General features: G+C 33.7%; 1 protein-coding gene. It reads left to right on the top strand.

Going from position 1 to position 421, the window contains the following annotated elements; translation table 11 throughout:
* Nucleotides 1–300, top strand: a 300-nt coding sequence (locus SCA31_RS22535) for a 3-oxoacyl-[acyl-carrier-protein] synthase III C-terminal domain-containing protein (RefSeq protein ID WP_410699283.1), incomplete at its 5' end; no start/stop codon positions are given.
* Between the last annotated feature and the right edge of the window lie 121 nt (nt 301–421).

Here is a 421-nt window from a genome sequence, read left to right as displayed (position 1 = left end):
GATGAAAGCGGATATACCATTGATCAGCTGAGTAAGATCATTATCCATCAGGCTAATGAGAAAATGGATGAGGCTATTGTAAAACGTTTCTATCAGCTGTATGATCTGCCAATGCCGGAAAATATTATGCCAATGGTGATTAGTAAATTAGGAAACAGCAGTGTAGCTACTATTCCAACGCTTCTTAAAATGATTCTGGACGGAGAATTACCGGCTCATGAAATCAAAAAAGGAGATATTCTTTTATTTGCATCTGTAGGAGCGGGAATGAATGTTAATTCATTTGTCTATCAATTCTAGTATCAGATTCGAATCTCTTTAATTACATTTAGATAAATTTCTTAAAGAAATTAATAATATTAACCTCTGCCAGATCTTGGCAGAGGTTTTTTATAATATACCATTTTATCAGCAATAGAGC

Source organism: Chryseobacterium sp. SIMBA_028, from assembly GCF_046535285.1.
In the GTDB taxonomy this organism is placed as follows: domain Bacteria; phylum Bacteroidota; class Bacteroidia; order Flavobacteriales; family Weeksellaceae; genus Chryseobacterium.
This window is presented reverse-complemented; position numbering and strand designations above follow the sequence as displayed.